The 1,251-nt window shown below is 65.9% G+C and carries 1 protein-coding gene; it reads left to right on the top strand.

The features are described from left to right. Positions 1-92 precede the first annotated feature (92 nt). On the top strand, positions 93-1,226 hold the full coding sequence (locus BJF77_RS02885) for an MMPL family transporter (RefSeq protein ID WP_255396111.1): 1,134 nt from the start codon (positions 93-95) through the stop codon (positions 1,224-1,226). Positions 1,227-1,251 lie beyond the last annotated feature (25 nt).

The raw sequence follows: 1,251 nt of genomic DNA, 5'->3' as shown, positions 1-1,251 counted from the left end.
GGGAACGGATCTGCTCGGACAAGGCCCGAGCCCGAAGCCGCGCCAAGGTGGAAGCGGAATCACACAGTGTGGCTGACCACTGGGTGAAGGGTGTGATCAGGTTCAGGTGGCCCGTCATCGCGGGCGTGGTCGCGCTGCTGGGCGTGATGGCGATCCCCGCGGCCGACATGAACCTGGGGATCCCTTCCGGGGCGACCGCGAACCAGGACACCGCCGCCCGGCAGAGCTACGAGGCGGTCTCCCAAGGCTTTGGTGAAGGATTCAACGGCCCGCTGCTGGTCACCGCAGAACCCACCGACACCGCAGGCGGCGTCACGCCCGAGCTGACCGCGAAACTGATCGGGGAGTTCCAGGACCGGGACGACATCGTGCTGGCCGCCCCCGTGGGCGTCAACGAGGCCGGAGATCTGGCGGTGTTCAGCGTCATTCCCACCTCCGGCCCCAGCGACGAGGCCACCAGGGACCTGGTGAAGTCCCTGCGCGAGCCCGACAACGCGATCGCCCAGAACAATCAGGTGCAGCTGGGCGTGACCGGGTTCACCGCCATCGGCATCGACATGTCCGACAAGCTCGCCAGCGTCCTTCCGCTCTACCTCGGCATCATCATCGTCCTGTCCGTGCTGATCCTGCTGCTGGTCTTCCGCTCGGTGATCGTTCCGATCAAGGCCACGGCCGGGTTCCTGCTCAGCATCCTGGCCACCTTCGGAGCCACCACCGCCGTCTTCCAGTGGGGCTGGCTCAGCGGCCTCTTCGGGGTCGACACCGGCGGTCCGCTGATGAGCTTCATGCCGATCATGGTGACCGGCATCCTCTACGGACTCGCCATGGACTACGAGGTCTTCCTGGTCTCCTCGATGCGCGAGGCCCACATCCACGGCCAGGAAGCCCGGCAGAGCGTCGTCCACGGCTTCGACCAGGCCAGCCGGGTCGTCGTCGCAGCCGCCATCATCATGATCTCGGTGTTCTCCGGCTTCATCTTCAGCCACGACGTCATGATCAAGCAGATCGGCTTCGCCCTCGCCGTCGGTATCCTCATCGACGCCTTCATCGTCCGGCTGACCCTCGTCCCGGCCCTCATGGCCGTCTTCGGCGAACGAGCATGGTGGTTGCCCCGCTGGCTCGATCGCCTGCTGCCGGACCTCGACATCGAGGGCGACAAGCTGCTGGCCATGCTCAACCAGCAGCCCGAGGCCACCGATCGAGACAAGATCGAGGTCCGCACCTGAGGGAACGGAAACATCCCGAGCCCAA

Origin of the sequence: Kocuria sp. CNJ-770, assembly GCF_001942375.1 — a bacterium.
GTDB classification, from domain to species: domain Bacteria; phylum Actinomycetota; class Actinomycetes; order Actinomycetales; family Micrococcaceae; genus Kocuria; species Kocuria oceani.
The sequence above is the reverse complement of the archived record's forward strand: the minus strand, read 5'-3'. Positions and strand labels throughout refer to the sequence as shown.